Genomic DNA, 21,004 nt, shown 5'->3' on the forward strand with positions numbered 1-21,004 from the left:
GCCGAAAGGCTAACAGCAGCCGCCGCAGCCAAAGTGGCTGAGCCACTCAGCCAATTCGTGCTTGACACCGCTGACCCGAGCCCCGCAAAGTGGTCCAGCCACTGGTCCTGTGGACCACTGGGCGGCAGCAGTGCACTTTCGCCGGGGCACTTCGCCGGAAAAGTGCCACGACAGGGAGCCCAACGACGGGAGATCCGCATGTCCGCCGAACTCGTCTCGATCCTCGTACTGGCCGTGGTGTTCGTGATCGCCACGACGAGATCCATCAACATGGGGGCACTCGCCTTCGCGGCCGCGTTCGGCGTGGGAACACTCGCCGCGGACATGGACGCCGACGCGATCTTCGCGGGCTTTCCCGGCGACCTGTTCGTCGTGCTGGTCGGTGTCACCTATCTGTTCGCCATCGCCCGCGCCAACGGCACGACCGACTGGCTGGTGCACGCCGCGATCCGGCTCGTCGGCGGACGCCTGGCACTCATCCCGTGGGTGATGTTCGCCGTCACCGGCGTGCTCACGTCGATCGGCGCCGTCAGCCCTGCGGCCGTCGCGATCGTCGCGCCCATCGCGCTGAACTTCGCCAGGCAGTACGGCATCAGCCCGCTGCTGATGGGCGCGATGGTGGTCCACGGAGGACAGGCGGGCGGATTCTCGCCGATCAGCATCTACGGCACGATCGTCAACGGCATCGTGGCCCGCGAGGGCCTGCCCGGCAACGAACTCGTGCTCTTCCTGGCCAGCGTGGTCGTGAACCTCGTCGTGGCCGCGATCGTGTTCGTCGTCTGCGGCGGGCTCAAGCTCTCGCGTACCGCGGACCGTGTGCTGGCCATGGCGGGCACCGGCAGCTCCGCCGGCACGGACTCCGTGAACTCCACGGCCTCCACGGACTCCACGGACTCCACGGACGCCGCCGCCACGGACTCCACGGCCTCGACCAACGCCGCCGCGCTACGGCTGACTCCGGCGCGCATCACCACGCTCGTCGGACTCGTCGCCCTGGTCGTGGGCGCTCTCGTGCTGGAGCTCGACGTCGGGCTGTCGGCGATCACCCTGGCCGTGGTGCTCTCGGTCGTCTGGCCGGACACCAGCAAGAAGGCGATCGAGCACATCACGTGGCCGACCGTGCTGCTGATCTGCGGCATGCTCACCTACGTCGGCGTGCTCGAGGAGATGGGCACGATCGCCTACGCGGGCAACGCCGTCTCGAGCGTCGGCGTTCCTCTACTGGCGGCCCTGCTGATCTGCTACATCGGTGCGATCGTGTCGGCGTTCGCCTCGTCGGTCGGCATCATGGGCGCGCTGATCCCGCTGGCCGTGCCATTCCTGGCCGAAGGCACGATCGGCCCGATCGGGATGATCGCCGCGCTCGCGGTGGCCTCGACCGTCGTCGACGTCAGCCCGTTCTCCACCAACGGCGCCCTCGTGCTCGCCAACGCCGAGGGCGCCGACCGGGACCGTTTCTTCCGGCAGCTCATGATCTACGGCGGCATCGTCGTCGCCGTGGCACCGCTGGCCTGCTGGCTGATACTCGTCGTACCGGGATTCGGTTGATGCCCCCGGTACGCCGAGCCAGTGCACCACCGTCGTTCGAAGGAGTTCGCGTGACCGCACCGTTGTTCCCGTCCCTGGCAGCACCGACCGACGACACCGCGGTGCGATTCGGCGACCGGACGCTGACCTACCGCGAGCTCGCCCACATCGCCGGCGGCATCGCCGCGCGGCTCCGCGACTGCCGCAGGGTCGCGGTGTGGGCGACCCCGACCCTCGAGACGGCGCTCGGTGCCGTCGGCGCGCTGCTGGCCGGCGTCCCCGCGGTGCCGATCAACCCGAAGATCGGGGAACGCGAGCTCGCCCACATCGTCTCCGACAGCACCCCCGACGCCGTGCTGGCCGCTCCCGGCGACGACCTGCCGGGCGAGCTCGCGAACCTGCCGCGTATCGACCTTCCCGGCGAGTCGTCCACATCGGACCGTCCGGCCGAGCCGGACGCCGAAGCACCGGCACTGATCGTCTACACCTCCGGAACCACGGGCGCCCCGAAAGGGGTGGTCCTGCCTCGCCGCGCGATCGCGTCCACACTGGACGCATTGGAGGACGCGTGGCAGTGGACGTCGGCCGACACCGTCGTGCACGGCCTGCCGCTGTTCCACGTGCACGGGCTGATCCTGGGCATCCTCGGGCCGTTGCGGCGCGGCGGAACGGCCTGGCACCTCGGGAAGTTCTCCCTCGACGCGCTGACCGACGCCCTGGCAGGCGGCGGCACGATGATGTTCGGCGTTCCGACGATGTACCACCGGATCGCCGAGGAGGTCGGCAGCCGACCCGCTCTGGCCGAGGCGCTGCGGGCCGCCCGGCTGCTCGTCTCCGGATCGGCCGCGCTGCCGGTGCACGACCAGGAACGGATCTTCTCCGCGACCGGGCAGCGGGTCGTCGAACGCTACGGCATGACCGAGACGCTCATGAACACCAGCGTGCGCGCCGACGGTGAGCGCAAACCGGGCACGGTCGGCCTGCCACTGGGTGGGGTGGAACTGCGGATCGTCGACGAGTCGGGTACGCCGATCGAGACGTGGGACGGCGAGACCGTCGGCGAGGTCCAGGTGCGCGGAACCAATCTGTTCACCGAGTACCTCAACCGGCCCGACGCGACCGCCGAGGCCTTCGCCGCCGACGACGCGGGCGGTGACCGCTGGTTCCGCACGGGCGACATGGCCGTCCGCGACGGCGACGGCTACGTGAAGATCGTGGGGCGCAAGGGAACCGACATCATCAAGTCCGGCGGATACAAGATCGGCGCGGGCGAGATCGAGAACGCGCTCCTGGAGCATCCGGGTGTGGCGGAGGCCGCGGTGACCGGTGAACCCGACGACGACCTCGGTGAGCGGATCGTCGCGTGGGTCGTGCCTGCGGGCGAGCGGCCCGGCGACGCCGAACTCGTCGACCACGTCGCCCGGCTGCTCACGCCGCACAAGCGACCGCGTGTGGTCCGGTTCCTGGATGCGTTGCCGCGCAACGACATGGGCAAGATCATGAAACGGTCGCTCCATGCCTGAGACCGCCAGGCAGCTGCTCGGCTCGTTGACGCCGGCGTTCGCGGAGCTGGCCTACGACGACGCGGCCGATTCCGGTGTGGATGGTCCGATCGGCTGGGACGGCTACGACGCGGCGCGGGACCGTGCGGCCGGCCGCACGGGCGAGTCGGAGTCGGTGCTGTGCGGGGTCGGAGCGGTCGACGGCGTCGAGACGATGCTGATCGCGTTCGAGTTCGGTTTCCTCGGCGGATCGATCGGCGAGCGCACCGGCCTGCGGATCGAACGCGCCTTCGCCAGGGCACGCGAACTCCGCCTGCCCGTGGTGTCGCTCATCGCGACCGGCGGCAGCCGGATGCAGGAGGGCATGCGTGCGCTCACGCAGTTGCAACGCATCGCGCGGGCGTCCGGACAGGCCCGCGAGGCCGGACTGCCCCGCATCGCGGTTCTGCGGGACCCCGCCACGGGCGGCGGCTGGGCCACGCTCGGCGCGGGGGCCGACGTCACGCTCGCCGTCACCGGCGCCCAGGTCGGGTTCGCGGGCTCCCGCGTGCGCCCGGAGGGACATCCCGACGGGTACGCGGCGTACACGGCGGAAGGCCAGCACCGCGCGGGGCACGTCGACCTGGTCGTGGATCCGGCCGACCTGCCACGGCGACTCGGCCGGTGGCTCCGGCTGCTCACCGCGCCGTCCGCCGACCCGGCACCGCCGCCCGCACCGCTCGGGGCCACCGCGCCGCCGGCCTCGGGGTGGGACGCCGTACAGGCGGCACGGTCGCCCCACCGGCCACGAGCAGAGTCCTATCTGGACTCCTACTTCGAGTGGCGGGAGGACATCAGCGGCGACCGGTGCGGCGGCGTCGATTCCGGGGTGTCGTGCGGTTTCGGACGGCGCGACGGGGTGACGATCGCCTACGCCGCACAGTGCGGCACGCCCACCACGCCCGCGGGCTTCCGCACCGCCGCACGGTTGGTGCGGCTCGCGTCGCGGCTGGGTGTCCCCGTGCTGACCCTCGTCGACACGCCGGGCGCCGCCAACGACGCCGATGCCGAACGCGCAGGCGTCGGCCCGGCGATCGCCGAGATGTTCGACGCCGTGGCCTCCGCGGCCGTGCCCGTGACGACACTGGTGATCGGCGAGGGCGGTTCGGGCGGGGCCTTGGCGTTCGCCGCGGCGGGGCGTACCTGGATCACCCCGGACGCCTACTTCTCGGTGACCTCGCCCGAGGCCGCCGCCCGCATTCTGAAACGCAACCCCGGCGACGTTCCCGCCACGGCCGGTCAGCTCCGGCTGAGTCCCCAGGACCTGGTCGACCTCGGCATCGCCGAGGGCATCACGGGGTGAATCACCCGCTCAATCACCCACGGAACCGCTGCGGGCCCGGGCTCAGGTGAGGCTGTCGACGCGGCCGGTCCAGGTGCCGTGGGGTTCGAACGTGACCGTGCGGGTGTCGTCGGCGTGGCGCTCGATACGGACGACCAGGCGGTCCTCGGAAAGCGGTTCGGCCAGACCCTCACCCCACTCGACGACCACCGCGGACGACTCGAGTTCGGCGTCCAGGTCCAGATCGTCCAGTTCGGATAGATCGCCGCCGAGGCGGTAGGCGTCGACGTGCACGAGCGGCGTGCCACCGTCCGCACCAGCCGGGTGGACGCGCGCGAGAACGAACGTCGGCGAACTCACGCGCCCCGAGACGCCCATGCCCTCGGCGATACCGCGCGTCATGGTCGTCTTGCCCGCGCCGAGCGGACCGGCCAGCAGGACGAGATCGCCGGGACGCAGCGCGCCGCCGAGGGTCCGTCCGAATCGGATCGCGTCGTCGGCCGTCGTCAGCTCGATGCTCACCGGCGCCACCACCGGGACCTCCGTTTCCTCGTACGCTCACGGGTGCCGCCCGCGCAGGCGCGCACCAGGTCGAGCACGTGTTCGTTGACCTCGTCGGGACGTTCGAGCTGCAGCATGTGCCCCGCACCGGGCAGCCGCAACAGCGAGGCGTCGGGCAGTTCGGCCGCGATGCGTTCGGTGTGCGAGTACGGCGTGATGCGGTCGGCATCGCCGCCGACGACGAGGGTGTGGACGTGTTTGAGCCCGGCGAGCGCCGCGTAGCGGTTGTGGGTGCCGAACGTGTCGGCGAAGCTCGCCAGCTGCTTCATCGACGAGACCCCGAGCATCTCCTGCATGAAGGTGACGACCTCGGAGGGCACGTCGTGTTTGCCGAATGCCAGGTGGCGCACGGCGGTGCGGGTGAGTTGGCCACCCGCAGCGCGGACGAACTCGACGAGCCCCGGCTGCCACCCGGCGAGCTCACCGACGCCACGCGTGATCGGATTCCTGCGCGACAGCAACGATTTCGGCAGTCCCTGACTGCCGACCTCCCCGGCTGCGGTGGCGAGCAGACCGACACCGCACACCTGACCGGCGAACAGCTCGGGCGCCTGCTGGGCGAGTTCCATCAGCACCATCCCGCCCATCGAATGTCCCATCAGGACGAGCGGTTCGTCGAGTGCGACGGTGCGAATCACCGAGTGCAGGTCCGCGGCCAGCTGTTCGATGGTGCAGGCCGACTCCTCAGCGGGCGCCGACTCGCCGTGTCCGCGGTGGTCGTAGTACACCTGACGCACGGCCGGGTCGGTGAGCCCGGTGAGTGCCTGCCGTTGGAAATGCCAGCTGCGGCGCGACAACGCGAATCCGTGCACGCCGACGACCGTCAGGGCGGGTTTCCCCGCCGCCGGCACCTCTTCGACCGCGAGCGGGGTGCCGTCGTCCACGGCGACCCGCGACACCCTGCCGTCGTCGAACACCCCGAGGCGCGCCGCGGCGTGGTCCGAGCCGGTCGTCACGACTCGCCGCCCGTGTACACCCGGCGCACCCGCGGGCGGTACATGCCGGTGACGATCTCGTAGTCGATCGTGCCGATCCGGTCGGCCCATTCGCGCGCGGTCGGCCCACCCTCGGAGCCGGTGCCGAACAGCACGACCTCCGTACCGAGCGCCGGTTCGTCGTCACCGCAGTCGACCACGAGCTGGTCCATGCACACGCGGCCGCGCACGGGCCGCCTGCGCCCGTCGAGCCACACGTCCAGTCGACCGGACAGCGTGCGCGGCACGCCGTCGGCGTAACCGACCGGCACGAGCGCGAGTGTGGTGTCCTCACTCGCCGTCCACGTCAGACCGTAGGACACCGATTCGCCCGCGGCGACGCGTTTGGTGAGCACGACCTGTGACGAGAACGTCATGGCAGGCGTGAGTTCCTCGTGCTGCGGCACCGGATTCAGCCCGTAGACGGCGATGCCCGGACGCACGAGATCGAAGTGCAGGTCGGAGCGGGTCAGCGTCGCGGCCGAGTTGGCCAGGTGGCGCAACGGATTCAGTCCGGCCTCGCGCGCGAGGGCGTAGGCGTCGGCGAACCGCTCGGCCTGGCGGTCGATCGACGGATCGCCGGGCTCGTCGGCGGCGGCCAGGTGCGACCACATCGCGATCACGTCGACGTCCGGTTCGGCGGCGGCCGCCTTGACGAGGGCGGGCCACAGGTCGGCGGGACAGCCGTTCCGCGACAGTCCCGTGTCGATCTTCAGGTGCACGCGGGCCCGCCTGCCGGTGCGGGCGGCGGCGTCGGCGACCCTGGCCAGCTCGGCGGCCGAGCTGACCGAGACGTCGATGCCGGCCTCCAGCGCGGGCGCGAAGTCGGTGTCGGGTGTCTCGAGCCAGCTGAACAGCGGGACGTCGATCCCCGCGGCACGCAGGTCGAGGGCCTCGTTCAGCGAGCACGCGCCGAGCCAGGTCGCGCCGCCGCGCAGCGCGGCCCTGGCGACCTCTGCGGCGCCGTGGCCGTAGCCATCGGCCTTGACGATCGCCATCGTCTCCGCCCCCGAGGCCGCGGCGCGGGCCGACAGCAGCGCGACGTTGCGGCGGATCGCGTCGAGGTCCACCGTCACCAGGGCCCGGTTCGTGTGCTGCTGTTCGGTCATGGACTTCCTGCGCTCTCGTCGCACGCGCTCACCTGCGCGCGTCATCTTCCCACAGCGCACGGACGCGCCGGACCGCCTCCGGAACGGCCTCGAGCACCTGCGCGGCCGACGTCGGCACCCCGTCCGCGGCGAGTTCGCCCGCGCGGGCGTGCACGTCGGCGGCGACCCCGGCCGCGAGCCACGGGTCGAGGCCTGCGGCCAGCAGTGCGCCCAGGATGCCGGACAGCACGTCACCCGAGCCGGCCGTGGCCAGCCACGCGCCACGGGGCCGGTTGACCAGCACCCGCCCGTCGGGTGCGGCGACGAGCGTGCAGTGCCCCTTCAGCAGGACGACGGCGTCGAACCGGCGAGCCGCGTCCCGCGCCGCGGCGACCCGGTCGTGTCCCGGCCGGTCGCCGGTGAGCCGGGCGAACTCGCCGTCGTGCGGGGTGAGCACGAGCGGGGTGTCGGGGTCGCGCGCGTCCAACACCTCGGGGCGGTTCGCGAGGAGGGTGATGGCGTCGGCGTCCGCGCACACGGGCACGCCCTGGCAGAGCACGTGCGCGAGGACCTCGAAGCCGGTGTTGCCGGTACCGAGTCCCGGTCCCGCCGACCACGCCTGCACCCGGCCCGCGTCGGCGACCGATCCGGTGGCGACGACCTCGGGCCACCACGCCCGCACCTCGTCGGCTGCCGAGCCCGCGTAGCGCACCATGCCCGACGTCGCGCGCACCGCGGCGCCCGTGGCGAGCACCGCAGCACCGGGATAGGTCTCCGACCCCGCGGCGATCCCGACCACGCCCTGGGTGTACTTGTCGTCGCCCGGTCCGGGAATCGGCCACGCCGCGGCGACGTCGGCCGTGTCGAGCTGGTGCAGGTGGGGCGGCCTGCCGTGGTCGTCGCCCAGCGGCAGGCCCAGGTCGACGAGGGTCACCTCGCCGCAGCGGCCGGGGTTGAGGACGTGCACGGGCTTGCGGGCACCGAAGGTCACCGTGGCGCTCGCCTGCACGGCCGGTCCGTCGACGGCCCCGGTGTCCGGGTCGACACCGCTCGGCAGGTCGACGGCCAGCACGGGCACGGTGACCCGATCGAACACCTCGGCCGCCTCCTGCCGCAACGGACCGCGGGCCGAGATCCCCACCACGCCGTCGACGACCAGGTCCGCCTCGTCGATCCACTGTGGAACGTCCGCATCGGACAACACGCGCCCACCGCGGCGGCGCAGTGCGGCCAGGCCGGCGGGGTGCGCGTTGTCCGGCGCGAGCAGCACCGCGCCGACGCCGACACCCCGACGGCGCAGGAACGCACCCGCCCACAGCGCATCACCGCCGTTGTTGCCCGCACCGACCACGAGGACGACCCGCCGTCCCGCGACGCCACCGGTGTGGTCGGCCAGCAACGCGGCGGCGCGCGCGGCGACGGCGTGGGCGGCCCTGCGCATCAGCGCGCCCTCGGGCGTGCGTGCGAGAACCTCGTCCTCGGCCGCACGCACCAGGGCGGTCGTCCACACGCCGCGCACGGCTCACTCCACCGTGACGGACTTGGCGAGGTTGCGGGGCTTGTCGACGTCGTAACCGCGGGTGCGCGCGATCTCCGCGGCCAGCACCTGCAGCGGCACCGTGGACACCAGCGGCTGCAACAGGGTCGGCACCGCGGGCACCTCGATGAGCTCGTCGGCGAAGGGCCGCACCGTCTCGTCGCCCTCCTCGGCGATGACGATCGTGCGCGCGCCGCGGGCCTGGATCTCGCTGATGTTCGACACGAGCTTGGCGTGCAGCACCGCCCTGCCCCGCGGGGACGGCATGACCACGACGACCGGCAAGTCCTTCTCGATCAGCGCGATCGGGCCGTGCTTGAGCTCGCCCGCGGCGAAACCCTCGGCGTGCATGTAGGCCAGTTCCTTAAGCTTGAGCGCGCCTTCGAGCGCCACCGGGTAGCCCACGTGCCTGCCGAGGAACAGCACCGCCTTCGAGTCGGCCAGCCGCGCACCGAGGTCGCGCACCTGGTCGACGGTGGTGAGCACCTGCTCGACGGCCTTCGGCATCGCCTCCAGGTCGGCGAACTCGCGGCCGACCTCGTCGGGATACTTCGTGCCGCGGGCCTGCGCCAGCGCCAGTCCGACGAGGTAGTTGGCCGCGATCTGGGCGAGGAACGCCTTCGTCGAGGCGACGCCGATCTCCGGGCCCGCGTGCGTGTAGAGCACGGCGTCGGACTCACGTGGGATCTGCGCGCCGTTGGTGTTGCAGACCGCGAGGACCCGGGCGCGCTGCTCGCGGGCGTGGCGGACGGCCTCGAGCGTGTCCATCGTCTCGCCGGACTGGGAGACGGCCACGACGAGCGTGTCCCGGTCGAGCACCGGGTCGCGGTACCGGAACTCGCTGGCCAGCTCGACCTCCACCGGCAGGCGGCACCAGTGCTCGATGGCGTACTTGGCGACCAGGCCGGAGTGGTAGGCCGACCCGCAGGCCACGACGAAGACCTTGTCGATGTCGCGCAGATCCTGGTCGGAGATGCGCTGCTCGTCGAGGACGATGCGGCCGCCCGCGAAGTGCCCGCGCAGCGAGTTTGCCAGCGCGTCGGGCTGCTCCTCGATCTCCTTGAGCATGAAGTACTCGTGGCCGCCCTTCTCGGCGGCCGACAGGTCCCAGTCGACCGTGAACGGCTTGCCCTGCGCGAGCTCGCCGTGGAAATCGCTGACCTCGTAGCCCTCGCGCGTGATCGTGACGAGCTGGTCCTGACCCAGCTCGACCGCCTCACGGGTGTGCTCGATGAACGCGGCGACGTCGGAAGCCACGAACGTCTCCCCCTCGCCGACGCCCACGACGAGCGGCGAGGACCGGCGAGCGGCGACGATCATGTCGGGGTGGTCGGCGTGCGTGACGACCAGCGTGAACGCGCCCTGCAACCTGCGGCAGACCGCGCGGACGCTCGCGGGCAGGTCGCCCGCCGCATCCGGGTCCTTCTCGTAGGCGCGGGCGATCAGGTGCGCCGCGGTCTCGGTGTCGGTGTCACTGGCCAGGTCGATCCCGTCGGCCTCGAGCTCGGCCCGCAACTCGGCGAAGTTCTCGATGATGCCGTTGTGCACCACGGCGACGCGCTGCGAAGCGTCCCGGTGCGGATGCGAGTTGCGGTCGACCGGCGGACCGTGGGTGGCCCACCGGGTGTGCCCCATCCCGGCCGTGCCCTCGAACCGCGACCTCCCGGCCTCGTCGAGCGCCGCCTCCAGGTTGGCGAGCCTGCCCGCCTTCCGTTCGACGGTCAGCGAGCCCGCTCCGTCGAGCACGGCGACACCCGCCGAGTCGTAGCCGCGGTATTCCATGCGTCGCAGGCCACCGAGCACCACGTCCAGTGCTTTCCGGTGCCCGACGTATCCGACGATTCCACACACGTCCCCCAGCGTATCGACACCGCGCGCCTCGCCCCTCCCGGCCGCACCCAGCGCGTGTTAGCCCAGCCGCGCGGCGAGTGGGGCTGCGCCGCGGGGTAGGGCTGCGCCGCGGGGGTAGGGCTGTGTCGGGGAGCTCCCGAGGGCCCCATAGTCGCGTTGAACGCAACTATGGGGCCCTTGGGAGCTTCATCGAGGTGGTGGGGCTGTGTCGGGGGGAACAGCGGCGGGGTGGGTCGAGTAATCTGCGCGCCATGGCCAAGGCGAAGCAGTTGCTCGAGGACCTCACCTTCGCGGGACCGCACGAGGTGCTGCGCGGCGACCTGGCGCTGGTGGGCCAGCCCGGCGTGGTCTACACGCCGAAGGAGGGCCGCGCGCTGCCCGCCGTCGCGTTCGGGCACGGCTGGCTGCAGCCCGCAGGCCGCTACCGTGAGCTGCTGCGACACCTCGCGAGCTGGGGCATCGTCGCGGCCGCCCCCTCGACGCAGCGTGGACCGCTGCCGTCGCATCGGCTGTTCGCCGACGATCTGCTCTCCACTCTCGAGATGGTGACGAACGTCCGCCTCGGTCCGGGCGCCATCAGCGTCGATCCCCTCAAGCTGGGCCTGGCCGGGCACTCGACCGGTGGCGGCGCCGCCGTGTTGGCCGCCGCGAAGGCCCCGGCGGTGCGCGCGGTGGCCACGTTCGCCCCCGCCCAGACGATCCCGTCGGCGTCCAGGGCCGCCGAGCAGGTGGAATGCCCCGGCATGCACCTCGCGGCCGACGACGACCTGGTCGCGCCCGCGCAGGGCAACGCCGAGGTCATCACGCGTGCCTGGGCGGGACCGGCCCAGTTGCGCACCCTGCCGAAGGCCTCGCACCTCGCGGTGGCCGAGGGATCGCACTGGAGCCAGCTGCTCGTGCACGGCAAGCCGCACCGGGCGACGCAGCGCACCGTGCGCGCCCTGTTCACCGCGTTCTTCCTCACGCACCTGACGGGCACCGACAAGTATCGGCCGCTGCTCGACGAGAGCGTGAAGGCCGCGAAGATCGTCGACCTCGACGAGAAGGAGAAGGCCGCCCACTGACCGGGCGCTCTGAGCGGGCGCTCAGGCCTCCAGCACCTCACCCAGCACGTCGTGGACACCCCGCAGGTGGACCAGCCGCGCGAGGTGGTCCTCGTCGATCCGGACGTCGAACTCGACCTCCAGGTGTGAGAGCAGTTCGAGCAGGTCCATCGAGTCGGCGCCCAGGTCGTCGACGAACCGCGACTCGAGGCCGACCTCCGACGGCGGGACGTCGAGCACACGGCACACGATCGCCTTGATCTCGTCGGCCCTCCCGCTGATCGCCGCGTTGCCGTCGGAGGTCATGTCAGATACGTCTCGTTGCTGAAGTCGTCGTCCTCGTCGCGCGGGGTCACCGTGCGCGCGGTCTGGGGAGGCGGCACCTCCTCGGTGACGTCGGCGCCGGTGTCGTCCTCGACGCCGAAGGTGAGCACGTTCTCCTCGCCGGCGCGGGAACGTTCGATGGCCCAGCCGCTCTGCGCCCGCGCACGCCTGCCCAGTTCGGCCAGGTGCTGCGCGGCGCGCTCGGCCACCAGGCCCCGCTTCGTCAGGCTCTCCGAGGCCTGCCGTTTCGCCTCGGCCGCCCTGCGTTCGCGCAGCGCACGACGGTCGGCCAGTTCGCGGTTGATCTGGTCGAACCGGGCCAGCGCGGCCGCAGCCCTGTTCCCGCCCGCGGTGTTCCCACCTGCTGTGCCGTGTCCTGCCGTGCCCTGTCCTGTCGTGCCTGTCGAGTCAGCCACCGTGTCTCCTCGGCATCACTTGTCGTACTTCACGGGCGGCTGGCGCTCCTCGCCGATGGTGCCGCTGATCGCCTTCGGGGTCTCGGAACCGTCGAACAGCTGGCCGTCGATGCGGTAGCTGGCGCTGCGGTTCTGCTCGCCGCCCTGGCCTGCGCCCGCGCCGGCTGCACCCATCGGGGCGCCCATCATGCCGCCGCCCATCATTCCGCCACCGCCGCCGGACGCCCCGGCTGCCGCGGGCGCGCCGCCCGGGGCCGGAGCCGCCGGTGCGGCACCACCGCCGCCGGGCGTGCCGGTCGTGGCGCTGGTGCGCGAGCCCTCGTCGAGCGGCTGGGCGTCCGCGCCGGGAGCCGCCGCGGCGATACCGCCTCCTGCACCGCCGACGTCTCCGCCTCCTCCGAGGGAGCCGGTGAGGCTTCCGGACGTCGAAGGCGCGGACGGGGTCTGCACGTCGGCGCTACTTCCGGCACCACTGTCGGCACCGCTGTCGGACGTGCCGCCGCCGAACGGGTCGGGTAGCTCGATGCCGTCCTCGGTGGCCGGCGGCTGCGCTGGCAGCGGGCGGAGACCGTCGATGTCGCTGCCGGTGTCGCCGTCGCCGAAGCCGTCGAGCGTGTAGGTGGTGGGTTCGCCCGTGCCGTCGTCGACCGTCACGAGCGTCGGGCCATCGGGGCCTTCGGGCTGCTCGGCCACGATCGTCAGGTTGCCGTCCTCGATGCGGATCTTGCCGTCCGGTCCCGGCCGGTACACCTTCTCGGCCGGGTCACCGCCCTGCGGGCCGAACTCACCACCCTCGGCATCGCCGTCGTCTGCGGTGCGGGCGTCCCGGTCGCCGGTGCCGAAGTCGAGCTCGTACTGGGCGGGCTCGCCGGAGCCGTCGTCGACGGTGATGCCCATCCGGCCTTCGGCGTCGGGTTCACCGATCTCGAGCTTCTTGTCGCCCTGCTCGACCGTGAGCGTGCCCTGCTCGTCGTCGCCGCGCAGGAAACCCGGATCGGCGGTGCCGTCGGTACCGTCGTCCCTGGAGCCCTCGCCGAGGATGTCGCCGACGTCGGGGGTGCCGGCGCCCGGCTTGCCGTCGTCGCGGCCGTCGGGACGCCTGCCCGGGGTGAGCCCGTCGAGGTCGGGCTGCGGGGTGTCGATCTTCGGCATCGACGGTGCCGACGGGCTCGTGCCTGCGCCGGAACCTCCACCGGGCCCGCCGGTACCCGCTCCCGAGCCGCCCACACCGGACGTGCCGGTACCCCAACCGGTACCTGAGCCGTTGCCCGTTCCGGGACCGGCACCCGCGTCGATGCCGGGATCGTGGCTTCCGCCGGGCACTCCCGGGTTCTGCGGGTCGCCCTGACCAGCGCCGTCGCTGGGGAAGTCGTTGCTGTACTCGCCGAGATACTTGTTGAGCGTGGTGTAGGCCTCGTCGACGGCTTCCTTCGTCGAGTCGCACAGTGACGTGAACGCCGAGTAGAGGTTGTCGTAGAGGTCGACGTTCCACGACTCGCGGATCCACGCCTTGCACTCGCGGATGACGAGCTGTTTGTTCTCGTCGTTGAGGTCGCAGTTGTCGTGGCGCATGGTGGATTCGATGTTGGTGCCGCACTGGGCGTCGATCCACGCGGCCACCTCGAGCACCTGGTCCTGGCTGTCGAACTCGCCGCGGGCCAGCGTGACGACCTTCTGCGCGATCTCCGGGGTCGCGGCGCCAACGGTCGGCGAGTACAGCCGAGTGACCTCCTCGGCCTTGCTGCGCACAGCGTTGAACACGGACTCCACCGCCCGCTCGATGACCGCGGCGGCTCCCTCCACATGGGACACGAGGTCCTTGGCCGGCGGATCGATGTCCTCGCTGTACTTCTGGTACGAGGCGTTCGCGGCGTCGCCGGTCCAGTCGCGGTAGAGCGCGTTGAGGTCGTCCTCGGTGCTGGAGCGGAGCTCGCTGAGCGTGCCGTGGGCCTTGCGCAGTGCGTCGGCGTCGTCGAGAAACTTCTGGAAGTCGATGCCCGCCTGTTCCCAGTAGCGCTCGCGGATGTCGGAGGCGTAGTCCAATGGGCCGTCGATGTGCTGCGAGTCGGCTGGCACCTGCGCGTCGATGGGCAGGAACTTGTGGAACGTGTCGAGCCCGTCCTTGGCGAGTTCGAGCAGCTCGTCGGACGTGGTGTAGCCCGTGCTGCCCGTTCCGAGGGTCGCCTCGTCGAGTTTGCCGCGGTTCTCGTCGAGTTCGGACTCGATCTGGCTCGACCGGTAGCCCTTCTCCTCGGCTTCGGCCCGCGCGTCCTCGTACGGGTCGGCCGACCGGTCGTAGGGTCGACGGCGATCGTCCCAGATGGGATCCGCCCAACCCGGCCTGACGTTGTACTTCTCGTAGTAGGCGTCGGCGGCGGAGTCGTTGTCGCCGCGCAATGAGTAGTGTTTCAGGACGGCCTGTTTGGTCTCGGCGGAGACGTGCGGATCGTCGAGGAGCTCCTTGGTCTCGGCCCAGGTGTACTCGGGCTCCCTGCTGAAGATGCCGGTCACAGTCCGCTCCCTGAGTTCGTGGCCGCCTGGGCCTGGGTGTCCTCGGCCGAGCCGTACCGGCTGCCCGCGGCGCCGATGGTCGAGGCGAACGAGGTGAGCGCCGAGCACATGGCCTGTGCGGCCTCGCCGATGGTCTGGATGCCCGCGGTGTAGTCGCCCGCGAAGCCGGTGTGGGCATTGCCGAACCCCGCTTCGGCGACGTTCGACGTGCCGACGTCCTTGACGTCGTCGAGTGCGCCGTCGGCGGCGTCGCTGATGTTCGTGGCCCGGCTCGCCATGGAGCTCTCGTCGACGGTGTATCCGTCCGGTGCGTTGACTCCGCTCACGGCTCCCACCCCCTGTGTCTGCTGTCGTCTGTGACTACGACGTCGGCGAGGCCCGGTCGGTGCCGTCGCATATGCACACGAAATGTACCGGCACGGGGTTTTTCGGGGCGGGTCCCACGACAGCAGAGCACCCGCCCGGAGGAACGTCCGGACGGGTGCTCTGCGGTGGTCGAGTCGGGTGCTGCCGGCAGGCGGAGTGCTGCTCAGCCGGTGGGGCTCAGACGGTGGTGTTCAGACGAACCAGTCGCGGTTGGCGAAGTCCTCGTCGTCGTCCTCGTCGCGACGGGGACGACGGTGCTTCGCCTGCGACGGCTGCGCCGATTCGGACGCCGGCAGCGGGGTCGGCACCGTGGTTTGCTGCGGCGGCGACGACTGCGTGGACTGCTGCGCGTCGGCAGCCTCGTCGAGCTCGTCGGCCCCCGGCCCGAAGTTCATCGTGCGCTCCCCACCGTCCCGGCGGTTCAGCCACTCGTTCTTCGCGTTGGGGTCTTCGCGGGCAGCACGGTTCTCGGCTGTTTTCGCGTCGAGCTCCTTACTCAGCTCCTCGGCCTGCTGCCGCCGCTCCTCGGCCCGCTGAGCCAACGCGCGCTCGTACTGCGTCGCACGTTCCTGTGTCTCGGCGACGGCGGCCTCGTATCGCGCTCGAATCGAGGCAAGCTTGTCCAGCAGTTTCGGGCTGGCTTCCCCGGTCATCTCGTTTCCTCCACTCACCCGATCAGCGACTGAACGGCAGCACGACCGGAGTGTCCTCGCCCAGTGCGCCGCTGATGCGTTCGTTGGACGGGGTGGCGTCGAACAGTTCGCTCACCGCGTCGAGGACGAACTGACTCTGGCGGTCCTGGTCGTCGCCACCACCGCCGCCTCCGCCGGCTGCGCCCATGCCGCCGCCCATCATGCCGCCGCCACCGCCTGCGGCGGCGGAGCCGACGCCACCCGAGCCACCGTCGTTGCCCTGGCGTTCCTGCTCCTGCTCGATGCCCGGGGTGTCGGCGAGACTGCTCTCGCCGGTGGGGTCACCGCCACCGCCCAGTGCATCGCTGGGCATGGCCTGAGCTGGGGAGGTCGCGTCGTTGGCCGCTGGGGCGGTCGAGTCGGACGCCTGTTCCTCGGGTCCGGACGCCTCGAATCCGGACGACTCGGCTTCGGATGCCGCGGAGACAGGCGCGTCGGCGCCAGGGCCGTCGGAAACCGGGCCGTCGGAGACCGGGCCCGCGTCGGCGGGCAGGTCGCCGCCGGTCGAGGCCATCGGACCACCGCCGAGGTCACCCTGCATAGCGCCGGAATCTCCAGCGCCCGCCGCGCCGGAGATGTCGCCCTGCAGTGCTCCCGCATCGCCTGCCGCGGCCGCGGCCGGGCCTGCCTGCGCCGCTGCCGATGCCGTGTCGCCACCGAGGTCGCCGGACTGGACGCCGCTGGTTCCGGGGTCGGGCGCACCGCCACCCATTGCGGTATCGCCCATGTCCGGCCCGGCCATGCCCGCTGCGCTCATACCCGCAGCCGAGGCGGGGGCGGCGCCGCCGGTGGCCCGCAGCGGACCGTCGCCGTCCGGGCCACCCGCCATGCCCGCTCCGCTCGCACGCATGCCGTTGCCACCTGCGGCGCTGGAGCCGGTGGTTTCGCTGTTCTCCTCACCGAGGGTGTAGGTGGTGGGCTCGCCCTTGCCGTCGTCGACGGTCACCGTCGTCGGGCCGTCGGGGCCGTCCGGCTGTTCCGCGGTGATCTTGAGGCCGTTCTCCTCGATGCGGATCTTGCCATCCTCGTCGGGCGTGTAGACCTGTTCGCCCTTCGAGCCGTCACCGGCGGAGCCTTCCGGGCCGAAGTCCTGTGCGCCCTCGGCCTGGCCGGGCCCGCCGCCGGCCTGCCCGCTCGGCTGCGCGCCGCCCGAGGCCTCGTCGCCCGCGCCGGGCCCGTTTCCGTCGCCGGATTCGTTGCCGTCGCCGGAGTCGTTGCCGAAGTCGAGTTTGAAGTCCTTGCCGGGCCCCTCGCCGTCGGCGACGGAGATCTCCATCTCGCCCTTCTCGTTGGGCGCGACCAGATCGAGCTTGCGGTCCCCCTGTTCAACGCTCAGGGTCTCGCGCTCGGGGCCGTCCTTGACGGCCTCGCCGGTCTCCGGGTCGATCGGGTACGGCTCACCGGTTTCGGGGTCAACCTCGGCCTTTTCACCGGTCACAGGGTTCTCGACGTCGCCCTGACCACCGGGCTTGGGCCCATTCGCCAGATCCGGCCCTGCACCACCCGCACCCGGGCCACCGCCTGCTGCATCTCCACCGCCGGCATCAGCAGGGCTGGTGGCCGCGGTCGGTGGCGTCGACATGCCACCGCCACCGACGGGCGGGGCACCACCCGCGGGGGGAGCGCCCCCGCCGGGGGGTGCGCCGCCTACGGGCGACCCACCAGCGGACTGCGGAGGCGTTGCCGTTTGCTGTTCAGGACCAGGACCAGCGTCCCCACTTTTTCCTTCCTTCTCTCCGAACGCCTCACCGAGGTGCTCGTTCAAGGTCTCGATCATCGAGGTGTAGTGATCCTGGATCGCGGCAACACCCTCGGAGCCGTAACCGTGGAACTCCTGACACTTGGCGTCGTACGCCGCCATGAATTCCCGGAGAGCGGTCTCAGCAGCGTTCTTACACTGCTCAGCCTTCTTGAGCTCCTGCTCCATGTTGTCTTCATTGATCTCACCCTCGAAGGTGTACCCGAGGATATTGAAGAATGGAGTAGGAAACGTTATTCGAGGGTCGCCTAGACCAAAGAACCCACCATCGAAAGCCGCCACAGCAATATCATCACCCCAGCTCCGGCCCTCAACCTTTCCTTTAGCCTCCTGGATCTGAGCCTTTCCCGCGGGAAAATCATCGAGGAACCGAATATACTTGTCGACGTCAACTGGGACGATTCCATTGATACGGCCGTTTCCGTACATGTTCAGGACTTGCCTGGCGTAGTAGACGACGCAGTCGCGGACACCGTCTATACCGGCACGGAGGTCGCCCGGAGCCGACCGCAGGGCTTGTGAGAGCTCCCCCATATTCTGGTTCAGTTCGTCATTGCGCTGAGCCGCAGCCGACTTCGCGTCGCCCAGCCAATCCGACGTACCATCCTGCCAAGACTTCCTGACAGCCTCGTCGAACTCATCGAGCGATTTTCCGGCCCGCTCCAGCATCGAAGCGTCACCATGAAATGTCCCGAACACGATTCCACGAAACTCGTCAAGGCCATTCCGGATGTCGTCCGGGGTGTTTCCACTGGCCGAGTACTGGGCACCACCCGCACCCTCGCCCTCACCGGATGACTGTTTACCGGCAGGCTCGGGATACCCCTCGTCCGGCTGCTGCTGCTGCTGCGATCCGCCGGCCTGGCCGACCTTGTCCTGCGCTCTCAGATACTTGGGATAGAATTCGTCGAACAGCTGCACCCCGGGCTCAGCTTCGTCGATAATCTCGTCCGAGGTACTGAACCCCTGGGAGTCGTCGAGGTTCTTCTGAGCCTTGTCGATCTTTCCCTTGTGGGAGTCGCGCTGTGCTACACGGTAGGCGCGCTTGGCGTTGTCGAGGTTGGTGTCGACATCGTCGCCGCCTTCCTTCAGGCGGTCAGCGTCGTAGCCGTACTTGTTGGCGTACTTGTCGATCTCGGCATCGCTGACCATCCCGGCGTTCGACAACGCCATGAGCATCTGACCACGATCGGTGTCGTTGATGTTGGGATCGTCCAGCAGATCTCGCATACCGTTCAGATCGCGATCGCTGAACTTGTCCGTCGCAGCTTCGACTTGATCGTCGTCGATCTCGCCCTTGGTCCCGGGCGTGACCCAGTCATCGCCCTGGTTCCGCCGATGGGCTGTAGGTGTATCCGCGAAAGAGGATCCCCCCTGGCCAAGTGGCGTAGGACCATCAGAATCCCGGTTGTCACGGTCCCGAATACGACTGTTGGCCATCAGAGCTCCGCCCCCTTCGACGCGATGGTCTCGGTGCTGACCGTCTCGCCGTCCTTGTAGGCCTTACCCGCCTGCGCCATCTTGTCGCCGAGCCCGGAAGCCTCCGCACCACATTTGTTCACTGCGTCCCGATACTTGCTGATGGCGTCCACGTACGACTTGGCCACATCGGCCCACGCTTTACCGACCTTCTCGGAACTGACGTTCGTCTCGATCTTGCTGCCGGCGGTTTTCAGTTCCTCGCCTTCGTGCGCATAGGCCTCGCCCGCCGCACGCAGACCGTCCGCGTTTACTTGCTGTCCACCAGACATCGGTTCCTCCCCCTTGTCGGTGCGTGGTCGTGCTCGTCATGCGTGTACGCGGTGGGTTGGACGCACGGCAGCGACGTCCGGTGCCATCACAAACGCACAGAGAAACATACCCAGCTCACCCGGGCGTTGTCGCGCAAACCAGGCACACCTGACACGAACGGCCCGTTCGCGCCGATCCGTCCGTCGCGACCTGGACGTTTCGCGCCGCACTGCAGGTCGGCGACCTCACGCCACCGCCGCGACGACCCCCGCCAGCCTGTCCGCCGCCGCCTGCGCCGTGGCCTCCGCCTTCGCCTCGACCATCACCCGGACGAGTTGCTCCGTGCCCGACGGCCGCAGCAGCACCCGGCCCTCCTCGCCCAGCTCACTGGTCACCGCGTCCACGGCCTCGCGCACCGCCTCCGACGCAGCCACCGCCGCCTTGTCGGCCACCCGCACGTTCACCAGCACCTGCGGCAACCGTTCCATCACCGCGGCCAGCTCGGCCACCGGCTTGCCCGTCGCCGCCGCCCTGCTCATCAGGCGCAACGCCGTCAACAACCCGTCGCCCGTCGTCGCGTGCGCGGGCAACACGACGTGGCCGGACTGCTCGCCACCCAGCGCGAACCCGCCCGCGCGCAACTCCTCCAACACGTACCGGTCACCGACCGCGGCCGTCCGCAACGCGATGTCGTGCTCCTTCATCGCCAGGTGCAGGCCCAGGTTGCTCATCACCGTGGCCACGAGCGTCGTGTGCGTCAGTTCGCCCCGCTCGGCCATGTCCAGGGCCAGCACGGCCATGATCTGATCGCCGTCCACCAGGTTGCCCTCGCCGTCGACGGCCAGACACCGGTCGGCATCACCGTCGTGCGCAATCCCCAGGTCGGCGCCGTGTTCGACGACCGCGGCCTGCAACTGTTCCGGATGGGTCGACCCGCACCCGTCGTTGATGTTGAGCCCGTCCGGTTCGGCATGGATCGCGACGACCTCCGCGCCCGCCTTCCGGTAGGCCTCGGGCGCAGCCACCGACGCCGCACCGTTCGCGCAGTCCACGACCACCTTCAGCCCCGCCAGGGAGTGCGGCGTCGCGGCGACCAGATGCGCCACGTAGCGGTCGAGCGCGTCCGCGGCGTCGCGCACCCTGCCGATCTCCGACCCCGTGGGACGCGGCGGCACCTGCGTCACGTCCGCGCCGAGCAGCGCCTCGATCTCGTCCTCGATGCTGTCGGGCAGCTTGTGCCCACCCTCGCCGAACAGCTTCAGACCGTTGTCCGGCATCGGATTGTGCGACGCCGAGATGACCACGCCGAAATCGGCGTCCAGGTCACCGACGAGGAACGCCACCGCGGGGGTGGGCAGCACGCCGACGCGCACCACGTCGGCGCCCGCCGAGGTCAGCCCGGCGACCACCGCCGCCTCCAGCATCTCGCCGCTGGCCCGCGGGTCGCGGCCCACCACAGCCACCGGACGGTGCGATCGGTCGTGGGCAGCGAGCACGCGAGCCGCCGCCGCGGCCACCGACAACGCCAGTTCCGGCGTCAGCTCACTGTTCGCGAGACCGCGCACGCCATCGGTGCCGAACAGGCGGGCCATACATCCTCCAGCTACAACACATCGCCTCGAGACGCCATGGAGCCCACCGTGCGGACTCCGCGTCGCGCGGACAACTTAGCGACACGCACGTGGGCGATACCGGCGGGTCACCGTTTGCGCTACGGCAGGCGACACCCGGCCCGGATACCCACAACACGCGCTCCCAGGACCGCAACACGCCCTCCGGAACCCGCAACACGGGCCCCTGG

General features: G+C 70.7%; 17 protein-coding genes. 4 read left to right on the forward strand and 13 right to left on the reverse strand.

Annotated elements, in window-relative coordinates; translation table 11 throughout:
* Positions 1-198: 198 nt before the first annotated feature.
* The 3 genes from IF64_RS0115515 to IF64_RS0115525 are packed head-to-tail and all read left to right on the forward strand — an operon-like array spanning position 199 to position 4,371.
* A complete protein-coding gene (locus tag IF64_RS0115515) occupies positions 199-1,548 on the forward strand; it encodes an SLC13 family permease (protein ID WP_030532834.1) in 1,350 nt (449 codons plus the stop codon).
* A gap of 50 nt (positions 1,549-1,598) precedes the next feature.
* Positions 1,599-3,050 carry an acyl-CoA synthetase gene (locus IF64_RS0115520; RefSeq protein ID WP_030532835.1) on the forward strand — a complete coding sequence of 484 codons (1,452 nt, stop codon included), beginning with the start codon at positions 1,599-1,601 and terminating at the stop codon, positions 3,048-3,050.
* The gene (locus tag IF64_RS0115525) at positions 3,043-4,371 is read left to right on the forward strand and encodes a carboxyl transferase domain-containing protein (protein WP_030532836.1); all 1,329 of its coding nucleotides are present in this window, start codon (positions 3,043-3,045) and stop codon (positions 4,369-4,371) included. The genes IF64_RS0115520 and IF64_RS0115525 overlap by 8 nt, the downstream gene beginning before the upstream one ends.
* Before the next feature lie 42 nt (positions 4,372-4,413).
* Here the strand turns inward: IF64_RS0115525 and tsaE are convergent, their stop codons facing one another.
* The 5 genes from tsaE to glmS are packed head-to-tail and all read right to left on the reverse strand — an operon-like array spanning position 4,414 to position 10,361.
* The gene (tsaE, locus tag IF64_RS0115530) at positions 4,414-4,881 is read right to left on the reverse strand and encodes a tRNA (adenosine(37)-N6)-threonylcarbamoyltransferase complex ATPase subunit type 1 TsaE (protein ID WP_084705902.1); all 468 of its coding nucleotides are present in this window, start codon (positions 4,879-4,881) and stop codon (positions 4,414-4,416) included.
* A complete protein-coding gene (locus IF64_RS0115535) occupies positions 4,869-5,867 on the reverse strand; it encodes an alpha/beta fold hydrolase (protein WP_051757893.1) in 999 nt (332 codons plus the stop codon). The genes tsaE and IF64_RS0115535 overlap by 13 nt, the downstream gene beginning before the upstream one ends.
* Complete coding sequence (alr, locus tag IF64_RS0115540) at positions 5,864-6,994, reverse strand: alanine racemase (RefSeq protein WP_030532839.1); 1,131 nt, start codon at positions 6,992-6,994, stop codon at positions 5,864-5,866. Before alr ends, IF64_RS0115535 begins: the two co-directional genes overlap by 4 nt.
* Positions 6,995-7,022: 28 nt before the next feature.
* On the reverse strand, positions 7,023-8,492 hold the full coding sequence (locus IF64_RS0115545; RefSeq protein WP_030532840.1) for a bifunctional ADP-dependent NAD(P)H-hydrate dehydratase/NAD(P)H-hydrate epimerase: 1,470 nt from the start codon (positions 8,490-8,492) through the stop codon (positions 7,023-7,025).
* A gap of 3 nt (positions 8,493-8,495) precedes the next feature.
* The gene (gene glmS, locus IF64_RS0115550; protein ID WP_030532841.1) at positions 8,496-10,361 is read right to left on the reverse strand and encodes a glutamine--fructose-6-phosphate transaminase (isomerizing); all 1,866 of its coding nucleotides are present in this window, start codon (positions 10,359-10,361) and stop codon (positions 8,496-8,498) included.
* Between the two features lie 251 nt (positions 10,362-10,612).
* Here glmS and IF64_RS0115555 point away from each other — a divergent pair, with 251 nt between their 5' ends.
* Positions 10,613-11,425 (forward strand): dienelactone hydrolase family protein, encoded by an 813-nt coding sequence (locus IF64_RS0115555; protein ID WP_030532842.1) that lies wholly within the window; start codon positions 10,613-10,615, stop codon positions 11,423-11,425.
* A gap of 21 nt (positions 11,426-11,446) precedes the next feature.
* Here the strand turns inward: IF64_RS0115555 and IF64_RS0115560 are convergent, their stop codons facing one another.
* From IF64_RS0115560 to glmM, 8 genes are all read right to left on the reverse strand, one after another.
* The gene (locus IF64_RS0115560; RefSeq protein ID WP_030532843.1) at positions 11,447-11,710 is read right to left on the reverse strand and encodes an acyl carrier protein; all 264 of its coding nucleotides are present in this window, start codon (positions 11,708-11,710) and stop codon (positions 11,447-11,449) included.
* Positions 11,707-12,144, reverse strand: a complete 438-nt coding sequence (locus IF64_RS26130; protein WP_051757894.1) for a hypothetical protein — start codon at positions 12,142-12,144, stop codon at positions 11,707-11,709. Before IF64_RS26130 ends, IF64_RS0115560 begins: the two co-directional genes overlap by 4 nt.
* Before the next feature lie 15 nt (positions 12,145-12,159).
* Positions 12,160-14,655, reverse strand: a complete 2,496-nt coding sequence (locus tag IF64_RS0115570; protein WP_051757895.1) for a WXG100 family type VII secretion target — start codon at positions 14,653-14,655, stop codon at positions 12,160-12,162.
* On the reverse strand, positions 14,652-14,981 hold the full coding sequence (locus tag IF64_RS0115575; protein WP_036876831.1) for a hypothetical protein: 330 nt from the start codon (positions 14,979-14,981) through the stop codon (positions 14,652-14,654). Before IF64_RS0115575 ends, IF64_RS0115570 begins: the two co-directional genes overlap by 4 nt.
* Before the next feature lie 231 nt (positions 14,982-15,212).
* Complete coding sequence (locus IF64_RS0115580) at positions 15,213-15,674, reverse strand: hypothetical protein (RefSeq protein WP_030532847.1); 462 nt, start codon at positions 15,672-15,674, stop codon at positions 15,213-15,215.
* A 22-nt stretch (positions 15,675-15,696) separates the two neighbouring features.
* A complete protein-coding gene (locus tag IF64_RS27705; protein ID WP_157575516.1) occupies positions 15,697-18,912 on the reverse strand; it encodes a putative sodium/potassium/calcium exchanger in 3,216 nt (1,071 codons plus the stop codon).
* Positions 18,912-19,223, reverse strand: coding sequence for a hypothetical protein (locus tag IF64_RS0115595; protein ID WP_030532849.1), 312 nt, complete (start codon positions 19,221-19,223; stop codon positions 18,912-18,914). Before IF64_RS0115595 ends, IF64_RS27705 begins: the two co-directional genes overlap by 1 nt.
* Before the next feature lie 225 nt (positions 19,224-19,448).
* Positions 19,449-20,795 carry a phosphoglucosamine mutase gene (glmM, locus tag IF64_RS0115600; protein WP_030532850.1) on the reverse strand — a complete coding sequence of 449 codons (1,347 nt, stop codon included), beginning with the start codon at positions 20,793-20,795 and terminating at the stop codon, positions 19,449-19,451.
* Between the last annotated feature and the right edge of the window lie 209 nt (positions 20,796-21,004).

Source organism: Prauserella rugosa (assembly GCF_000719975.1).
In the GTDB taxonomy this organism is placed as follows: Bacteria; Actinomycetota; Actinomycetes; order Mycobacteriales; family Pseudonocardiaceae; genus Prauserella; species Prauserella rugosa.

Bases quoted from the DNA above. Each gene is read 5' to 3' on its own strand.
- IF64_RS27705 (WP_157575516.1), bottom strand. From the start codon at position 18,912: ATGGCCAACAGTCGTATTCGGGACCGTGACAACCGGGATTCTGATGGT.
- IF64_RS0115555 (WP_030532842.1), top strand. From the start codon at position 10,613: ATGGCCAAGGCGAAGCAGTTGCTCGAGGACCTCACCTTCGCGGGACCG.
- IF64_RS0115595 (WP_030532849.1), bottom strand. From the start codon at position 19,223: ATGTCTGGTGGACAGCAAGTAAACGCGGACGGTCTGCGTGCGGCGGGC.
- IF64_RS0115560 (WP_030532843.1), bottom strand. From the start codon at position 11,710: ATGACCTCCGACGGCAACGCGGCGATCAGCGGGAGGGCCGACGAGATC.
- IF64_RS0115525 (WP_030532836.1), top strand. From the start codon at position 3,043: ATGCCTGAGACCGCCAGGCAGCTGCTCGGCTCGTTGACGCCGGCGTTC.
- glmM (WP_030532850.1), bottom strand. From the start codon at position 20,795: ATGGCCCGCCTGTTCGGCACCGATGGCGTGCGCGGTCTCGCGAACAGT.
- IF64_RS0115580 (WP_030532847.1), bottom strand. From the start codon at position 15,674: ATGACCGGGGAAGCCAGCCCGAAACTGCTGGACAAGCTTGCCTCGATT.
- IF64_RS0115515 (WP_030532834.1), top strand. From the start codon at position 199: ATGTCCGCCGAACTCGTCTCGATCCTCGTACTGGCCGTGGTGTTCGTG.
- alr (WP_030532839.1), bottom strand. From the start codon at position 6,994: ATGACCGAACAGCAGCACACGAACCGGGCCCTGGTGACGGTGGACCTC.